Annotated in this window: 6 protein-coding genes and 1 tRNA gene; 2 read left to right on the forward strand and 5 right to left on the reverse strand. The window is 52.4% G+C overall.

From position 1 onward, the window contains the following. Window positions 1-966, reverse strand: a 966-nt coding sequence (locus tag Q7R85_02475; protein ID MDO8584965.1) for an IMP dehydrogenase, incomplete at its 3' end; no start/stop codon positions are given. A gap of 161 nt (window positions 967-1,127) precedes the next feature. On the opposite strand from Q7R85_02475, the gene Q7R85_02480 reads away from it, so the two are divergent. Further along, a tRNA-Ala gene (locus Q7R85_02480) sits at window positions 1,128-1,198 on the forward strand. A gap of 162 nt (window positions 1,199-1,360) precedes the next feature. Here Q7R85_02480 and Q7R85_02485 read toward each other — a convergent pair. Next, the gene (locus Q7R85_02485; protein MDO8584966.1) at window positions 1,361-3,265 is read right to left on the reverse strand and encodes a hypothetical protein; all 1,905 of its coding nucleotides are present in this window, start codon (window positions 3,263-3,265) and stop codon (window positions 1,361-1,363) included. 142 nt (window positions 3,266-3,407) lie between these two features. Here Q7R85_02485 and Q7R85_02490 point away from each other — a divergent pair, with 142 nt between their 5' ends. Next, window positions 3,408-4,454, forward strand: coding sequence for a trypsin-like peptidase domain-containing protein (locus tag Q7R85_02490; GenBank protein ID MDO8584967.1), 1,047 nt, complete (start codon window positions 3,408-3,410; stop codon window positions 4,452-4,454). A gap of 99 nt (window positions 4,455-4,553) precedes the next feature. Here Q7R85_02490 and Q7R85_02495 read toward each other — a convergent pair whose 3' ends face one another. From Q7R85_02495 to Q7R85_02505, 3 genes are all read right to left on the reverse strand, one after another. Further along, the gene (locus Q7R85_02495; GenBank protein MDO8584968.1) at window positions 4,554-5,456 is read right to left on the reverse strand and encodes a hypothetical protein; all 903 of its coding nucleotides are present in this window, start codon (window positions 5,454-5,456) and stop codon (window positions 4,554-4,556) included. Window positions 5,457-5,590: 134 nt separating this feature from the next. Next, window positions 5,591-7,399 carry a glutamine--fructose-6-phosphate transaminase (isomerizing) gene (gene glmS / locus Q7R85_02500; GenBank protein MDO8584969.1) on the reverse strand — a complete coding sequence of 603 codons (1,809 nt, stop codon included), beginning with the start codon at window positions 7,397-7,399 and terminating at the stop codon, window positions 5,591-5,593. A gap of 99 nt (window positions 7,400-7,498) precedes the next feature. Next, window positions 7,499-8,641 (reverse strand): class I tRNA ligase family protein (locus tag Q7R85_02505; GenBank protein ID MDO8584970.1); only part of this gene is annotated, 1,143 nt, incomplete at its 5' end.

Genomic DNA, 8,641 nt, shown 5'->3' on the forward strand with positions numbered 1-8,641 from the left:
TTGCGGCACGCCGGAACCCGCCACGATGCGCGTGGAACACGCCGCCCCGGGCCCGATGCCCACCTTAATCGCATCCGCTCCCGCCTTAATCAAATCAACGGTGCCACTCGCTGTTGCGACATTTCCCGCGACCACATCCACCCCAACAAACTTTTTCTTCAGTTCTTTCAAAAGTTCGATACAACGGATGTGGTGGCCGTGCGCGATGTCAATGACCAGCACATCGCAGCCCTCATTCGCTAATGCCCTTGCGCGCTCCACTCCATCCTTCACGCCGACTGCGGCGCCCACAAGCAACTGCCCATCTTTGTCCTTCGCCGCGCGTGCGTGCTCCCGCATTTTTTTAAAATCCGCGGCAGTAACCAACCCCGCCAATTTTCCTGTCTTGTCCACCAACGGTAATTTTTCCAATTTATGTTTATCCAAAAGATTCATCGCCGCCTCGGCCGTAATCCCCTTCGGCGCGGTAATAAGCTTTTTCCGCGGCGTCATCAGGTCTTTCACTTTCAGCGACAGGTCGGTTTTGAACCGTACGTCGCGCGCAGTCAAGATTCCATACAAATTTTTCTTCGCGTCCGCCGCGATAATGCCGTTCACGCCGTTCTTTTTCATTATCTCCAGAGCCTCGCCCAAGGTCGCCGTTTGTAAAATGGTGACGGGGTCATTGATGAAAATATTTTCCGCGCGCTTCACTTTTTTCACTTCCGCCGCCTGTTCCTCGATAGACATAAAGCGGTGGATGATGCCGATGCCGCCCTCCAACGCCATCGCTGTTGCCATTCTGCCTTCAGTCACCGTGTCCATGTTCGCGCTCACGATAGGAATGTTCAGTTTAATGTTCCGTGAAAGATTGGTGGTAATTTCAATCACTTTCCGCGTTTGAATATCGGAATAATGCGGCACGAGCAGCACGTCGTCGTATGAAAGCGCAAGCGGAAGCTCACCGTTTGTTACGTTTTTTGGCATAAAAAGAGTTTATTCGCTGAGCGAAGTCGAAGCGTTACAATAACTTCGGGAGATTACTCCTTCGGTTTCACTCTACCAAATTTCTCTCCTTTATGCTATAAAATGTAGAAGCGGATGGACGCGCCTGCCTGGCGGCAGGCAGGGAATGACGCGGAAAAAGCGGGCCTATAACATAATGGTAGTGTGCGTCCTTTGCAAGGACGAAGCGCCGGTTCGATTCCGGCTAGGTCCACAAATAATAAAACCCGCAGGTGCGGGTTTTATTATTTGTGGACGGAATCGAACGGGAAGGGGGTCGGGGAAACGGGAGTTTCCCCGTGGCGGAAGTATTGAAACCGCTGGGTTTCAAAGCGCAGCGAAGCGAGCAGTGAGACCTCCGGCTAGGTCCGCAACATTACACTTTCCCTTTCTCCAGCGCGCGGCGGGCAAATGCAGTCCAATCGGGAACTTTTTCGCCGTAAAGCACAGAGACGATCTCGTCGCGACCGTAGCCTTTCTTTTCCAGTGTTTCAATAGCGCCGATCCAGCGTTCAACATCTTTATCGTACTCCGCGCCGAATGCTTTTTCCACATACGGTTTCGCCTCGGAAGCGAGGGTAAGCAGTGGCACCACGTCGGACATCTTTTCTTCAGCCGGCGCTCCAGCTTCTTCTGCCGGTACGGTATCATAAATAATCGCGCTCATATTTTTTGTCATACTACCCGCAATCACTTTTGGCAATTCCGCGATCCGTTCTTTATAACGCGTCGCGTCGCGATACGCATACAACGACGTTTGCGTAAGCTGTTCTAAAATATACTTGAGCGATGACCCGTCTTTGTAATACGCAAGTATCTCGTCGCGCGCTTCATTATCAATACCTATAATGCTCCGCGCTGACCGCGCGAGCTCCGCCATGAGCATCTGTTTCGTTTCGTCTGGAGTTTTGGCGGCGCGCGCGGCGCGCGCCATAATTTCCGTTTCCGCGACCTTCCACGCAAGCGGCTCAAACAAGCGGTTCACGAGATGCTGTCCTTCATGCGTACGAATTGCCGCGCTGAGTTTTTCGTCAATCTCAACGCTCTTCTCGTGCGCTTTATAAGCAACGGCGACAAGTTCTTTGCCGTGATTGGTAACACGCGCCGCGGTATAGGTAAATGAAATAGTCGCGCGCGCGGCATCCGGCCCTTTTCCGCCTTGTACCACGTATTGGATAAGACCGTGACGTCCCCCACGCTCATCAAGCATCACGCCATGCCCATCGCTATCCCTTGTTGCCCGATATTGCAGGGTGCGAAGAACGACGCGCTTACCGTTGCGCTCCTCAATAAGTATGACTTGCGACGGACGCCCATCCGTTGCGCGTTCAACGACCTCAATAATAAATGTTCCCACGCCCAACACCTCAACCGCGACGGAAGTTGCGGCATCTTTCAATATAACGGATTCGGAACTCCCCTTTCCCAGCGCTCGCAAATGGTCCGTCGATTCTTCTTCACGATGCTCCGCCGTCACCACCGTGCTCGTGCGCTCTATCGCGACCGCGCTGTTTAATGCCTCAATCTTCGTTGCCCCTAGCGCCGCTCCAGCGGATTGCATTGCCTGCTTCCGCATCGCGGAAGTCAGCTTCGTTTCGTCGCCGCCCGTTTCATCAAAATCATACGCGAACGCATAATCATCATCGTCGTAACAACGCACATACAGCATCATCGGTTCCTTTATCACTTCAACTTTTCCCTGCGGCGCCCTTCCAAAACATGCTTCAAAAAGACGCTCGTCGCTCGGAAATTCTTTGCGATATTTTTCAACAGCGGAATGCTTCTTGCCGTACGCGGTAATCGCCTTCCAAAACCCTTCCAGCTGGGCGTGAGAAAAACGGTACTTAGGCGCGAACTCCAGCACTTGTTTGAAAAATTTAACGCCGTCCGCCTTAGGGTCCGCCTGCATCATCCGTTGAAGCGCGCGTATCGCGACACCGACGCCCTCCTTTTGCCGTACAAGCATTTCCTTCATTTCAGCCAACCGCTCCTTTGTCTCGCTGCGCCGATTCTCCGGCTCAGATTTGCCCTCTGGAATCCGCGGTCCGCGCGTAAGCCGAATTTTTTGCAGTTCGACGTCCACGTCAAACTGCTTATACCGCGGCATCGCGCTCTTCGGAAAAGAAAACACCTCGTCCTCATACGCGATCATTCCGTACTCCTTTTTCTTTCCCGCGCGGACATCACCCGCCGGTTGCGCCACAACGCGGACCATCGGCTCTTCTTCTTTCTTCTCCGGTTTTTCAGGCTCCGGAGGGGTAAATTTTTCAGGTGAAACCATAATACTATCCTATCAGTTTTTTTAAAAAGCGCTATTTATTCGTTGTCATTCCGGGCTTGACCCGGAATCCAGCCTTATCCGGTTTGTACACTCTGGATCCCCGCGTTCGCGGGGATGACGAGAAATCTGCTACAATAAAGAAATGTCAGCATCAAAAATAAAATCCACGATTGTTAAAGTTATGCCGGCGGTGGTTTCCATCATCATTTCAAAAACGCTTGAAGCGATTGAAAAGGAAATGCCGCCGGAACTCATGGGGCCGCTGCCGATGGGCGAAAACCCGATGGACATCGCGCGCGCGCAAGCCGACGAACGCGGAATGGTGAAAGTCGGCGGCGGCTCGGGATTTATTGCAACCCCGAACGGCATCATTTTAACCAACAAACACGTCGTTGTTGATCCGAACGCGGAATATACCGTTCTCTTAAACGACGGGCGCGCAATGAAAGCAAGCGTGCTCGCGCGAGACCCCATTGAAGACCTTGCCATCATCAAAATTGAGGCGACCGATTTGCCGGTTGTCGCGCTCGGCGATTCTTCAACGCTTGAATTAGGCGAGGAAATACTTGCCATCGGAAACGCGCTCGGCATTTTTCGTAATACCGTCTCTGCCGGCATCGTCTCGGGACTCTCACGATCCATCCGCGCCTCGGCTGACCCGCACTCCCCCGTTCAGGAACTCCGCGGACTTATCCAAACGGATGCGGCAATCAATCCGGGTAATTCCGGCGGACCGCTGGTCAATTTGGACGGTGAAGCCATCGGCATTAACGCTGCAATTGTGTTTGGCGCGCAAAATTTAAGCTTCGCCTTGCCCATCAACGCCGCGAAGCGCGACCTGCACGACCTGCAAACACACGGCCGCATTCTCCGGCCGTATCTTGGGCTGCGCTATATCATGATTGACGCGGGACTAAAAAATAAAATGTCGTTGCCAGTGGAACATGGGGCGCTTATCATGAGCCACGGGCCGAAAGACCGCGCCGTTGTTCCCGGAAGTCCCGCCGCGCGCGCCGGATTTTTGGAAAAAGACATTATCACCGAATGTGAAGGCAAAAAACTCGGCGAAGAACTGACCATTCAGGACCTATTGGAAACCAAAGAAGTCGGCGACATGGTGCGCTTCAACGTGCTACGAAACGGAAAGGAAGTAGAAGCGGTGGTGACACTCGCGGAGAGGAAGGGGTAGGGATAAGAATCTAGAATTTAGTATCTAGAATCTAACGAACATCTTGCTCCGTTTATTTTTTGCGTCCCGTTCTAGATTCTAGTCCCTAGATTCTAGCTTCTAATAGTTGTACTCATCCACGACTTCTCCGCTCGGAGCCACGAGCTGGACGATGTCGTGATATCGGTCAAAAATGACGCGCGTATTGCCGAACGAATCGCCCAACCAGACACGCACTTCGTTGCTCAAAAAATCGCTATCCGACTTGTGCCCGTTAAAGCACGACTGATAGTTTAGTGTTTGCAAAAATGCGTTGCAGGACGGGTTGTATTCAATCGGCGGCGTTGGCGGGGGCACGCGACAGGAGTTTAGGCTACGGATATAGTTCTGACACTCACCGGAAAGATAGCGCAGCGATGTGTAATCAATTGCCGGGCATGTGACCGGAAGCGATGGTGAAAAATTATTTGCCAAGGCGACATAGCCGATGCATTTGTTCAGCCGGAAATTTGTACCGACCGGCGAGGCGCTTGAATACATAATCACGCGATCGTTCGGACGAAGCACGATATCTGTTTCACTACCGGCTTCATAGAGTGGCGTGTAATATTGCAATGCCTTTGGGATAACAAGCGTGTCGGTTTTACTCCTGATTTTCCATCCGGTGATGTCAATAAATATGTCCGCCGCGGAGTACAGCGTCACCTCCGAGTGCGGGCGCGGATATGTGCCCTGCGAAACATTGCCGATACGTACTTTTTTTGCGTATGAAATCGGCTTTGGTGCCGGTGTGGGTTTCGGCGCGGACACGATCGTCGTCGCGGGCTTTCCACCGCTGCCGGTAGTCGCCGTCGGCGTCCCAACAGTCGTCGGATGTATTCCCGGAATTTGCACGGTGCGCTCCGGAACATTTAAAATGCGCGGGATTTTATCCAAGCCCAATAACTCAACGCGATTCTGATACATCACAAAAAGCACGGTGAGCCCCGCGAACATGATGACAAGACCAATAAGGCGGTGCATAAAAAAATTCCTAATTACTAATTACTATAATACTTACGCAGTCGGTGTCATTCCCGCGAAGGCGGGAATCCAGCGTATGCGGCAAAGGCCTAGATTCCCGCCTTCGCGGGAATGACAGTGGAGGTTAGAAATTCTCACTCTACCGTCACGCTCTTCGCGAGGTTGCGCGGAGTATCAACATTATATCCCTTCCCTACTCCTACAGCATACGCAAAAAGCTGCATCGGGACAACGTTCACCATCGGTTCAAGTTGCGTCACTGTCGGCGGCACATAAATCACATCATCCGCGAGTTTCCGGATCATCGTGTCGCCAACAGTCGCGACGGCAATCACCTTACCATGACGCGCCTTGATTTCCTCAATGTTGGAAACCATTTTTTCATACAGCGCATTTTTTGTGACAATGGCGACGGTCGGAAACCGGTCATCAATCAAGGCAATTGGGCCGTGCTTCATCTCTCCTCCGGCATACCCTTCGGCGTGTACGTATGAAATTTCCTTGAGCTTCAGGGCGCCCTCCAGCGCCACCGGATAATTATATCCACGCCCGAGATAGAAAAAATCCTTATAGGACGCGTAACGCTTCGCGAGATGCATAATCTTATCCGCCTCGCCCAACACTGTTGCGATTTTTTTCGGAATCTTTCCCAATTCGGCGGCAAGTCGCTTCGCCGCAATAGTTTTCTTCCCGAGCATCAGCGCCATGAGCGTCAAGACGGTCAGCTGTGAGAGGAACGCTTTTGTGGAAGCGACGCCAATTTCCGGACCGGCGTGATTATATACTCCCGCGGTTGTTTCCCGCGCGATGCTTGAACCCACGACGTTCACGAGCCCCAGCGTCAAGCACTTCCGCGCGTTCGCCTTGCGCAATGCCGCTAACGTATCCGCCGTCTCACCCGACTGCGAGATAAACAGATATGCCGCGTTTTTCATTGGCGCGTCGTTTTTGTACCGATACTCGGAGGCAAGCGCCGTTTCCGTGGGCACGCCGAAAAATTCTTCAAACAACAGCTCTCCTACCATTCCGGCGTTATACGAAGTGCCACAGGCAATAATCTCCAATGCGCTTTTCTTGCGCAGCTCACTTACGATTTCCTCCAAACCGCCGAGCTTTACGGCGCCGGTTGCGGCGTTCAGCCGTCCACGCATGGCGGCCGCAACCACCTCCGGTCCCTCAAAGATTTCTTTGAGCATAAAATGCGGATATGCGCCTTTTTTGACTGTCTCGGGATCAATATCTAAAAGCTCAATCTTAGGCTTGGACGGATGCACCGCATAACCCTTCGGCGTCAATGTTCCCCGCTGGCCGTCTTTCAAATACACGACTTCGCGCGCAACACCCGCAAGCGCCGTCGGATCTGACGCAAGAAAAAATTCTCCTTTCCCTAAACCCAACACCAGCGGACTTCCGAACCGCGCGAAATAAATCGTACCGGGTTCTCCCGCGTGTACCACCGCCAACGCGTATGCGCCGCGGATTTCGCCGAGCGCGCCATCAAACGCCCGCTCAACATTCTTCTCACGCTTCAAGCGCTCTTCAATAAGATGCGCGACAACCTCCGTATCAGTTTCGGACGTGAATGTATGCCCTTTGCGTTGTAGTAATTCTTTAAGTTCACGGTAATTTTCAATAATGCCATTATGCACGACAAACACTTTTCCGCTACAGTCCGCGTGCGGGTGCGCGTTTTTTTCCGTCGGCGCTCCGTGCGTTGCCCAGCGCGTGTGCCCGATGACCGCGGTGCCGATTTCCGCGACTGTTTCCCCTAACGTGTCTTCGAGAACGCCAAGTTTGCCGACCGCTTTCACGGCACGCAATCCGCCATTCGCACCAAACACCACACCCGCGGAATCGTATCCGCGGTACTCAAGACGGCGCAAGCTATTGAGCACTATCGGTAAACCATTTTTTGAACCGGTGTAACCGGCGATGCCGCACATTTTTGGGTAAGAAGTAGGACGTATGAATTAAGAAGTGAGAAAACGCAGAAGTAGAGAAGGCGTATTTATATAACCCTCACGAACGAACAGATGTAACCGCTACCCGACGATAAGATTGATGAGACGGTCTTTCACAAAAATCACCCGCTTTACGTCGCCAACAACCCACTTTTTGACATCCGCGTTGTCCAGCGCAAGTTCTTTCGCCTCGTGTTCGGCAATGCCCTTCACCGCTTTCATCTTGCCGCGCGTTCTGCCGTTCACTTGCACCACGAGGTCAAAGATTTCTTCTTCCGCGAGTTTTGCATCCCACTCCGGCCACGATTCGTTGTCCAACAATTTTTTACTCCCGAGCTGACTGTACAGTTCTTGCGCGATGTGCGGCGCAAACGGCGAGAGAATTTTTACGATGGGAACCAGTTCGTGTTTCGCCACCGGCAAAGTTTCAATTTCATTCAACAACACCATCATAGCGCTGATCGCGGTGTTGAACCGAAACTTCTCAATATCTTCCGTCACTTTTTTGATGGTGCGGTGAACGGGGTAGAGCGCCTTTTCGTTTGTCTCCGTTGTTTTTTTGTTTGTTGTAACAAAATTCCAAAACCGATTCAAAAACCGCGCGATGCCCACGATGCCGTTCGGATCCCACGCCTTCGCGTCCTCAAAAGGCCCCATAAACATTTCATACATCCGCAAGGCGTCCGCGCCGAATTTTTCTATCATTTCGTCCGGATTTATCACATTGCCTTTGGACTTAGACATCTTTGCTCCGTCCGGCCCCATCATCAGCCCTTGGTTCATTAGCTTTTGGAACGGCTCGGCAGTCCCCACGACGCCGATGTCAAACAAAAACTTGTGCCAAAACCGCGCGTAGAGCAAATGCAGCACCGCATGCTCCACCCCGCCGATGTACAAATCCACCGGGAGCCACTGATTCAGCAATTTAGAATTTAGAATTTCGAATTTAGGATTTCCGCGTACAGCATACGCGGCGTAGTACCAGCACGAACCCGCCCACTGCGGCATTGTGTTTGTTTCACGGCGCGCTTTTTTCCCGCACTTGGGGCATTTTACCTCCACCCACTTCTTGATATTGGCGAGCGGCGACTCCCCCGTGCCCGTCGGCTCGTACGATTTCACCTTCGGAAGCTTCACTGGTAAATCTTTTTCGGGAACCGCAACCGTACCGCAATCCAAACAATGGATAACGGGAATGGGCTCGCCCCAATACCGTTGGCGCGA

The sequence above is a fragment of the bacterium genome (genome assembly GCA_030649055.1).
GTDB lineage: Bacteria > Patescibacteriota > Minisyncoccia > UBA6257 > JAUSGH01 > JAUSGH01.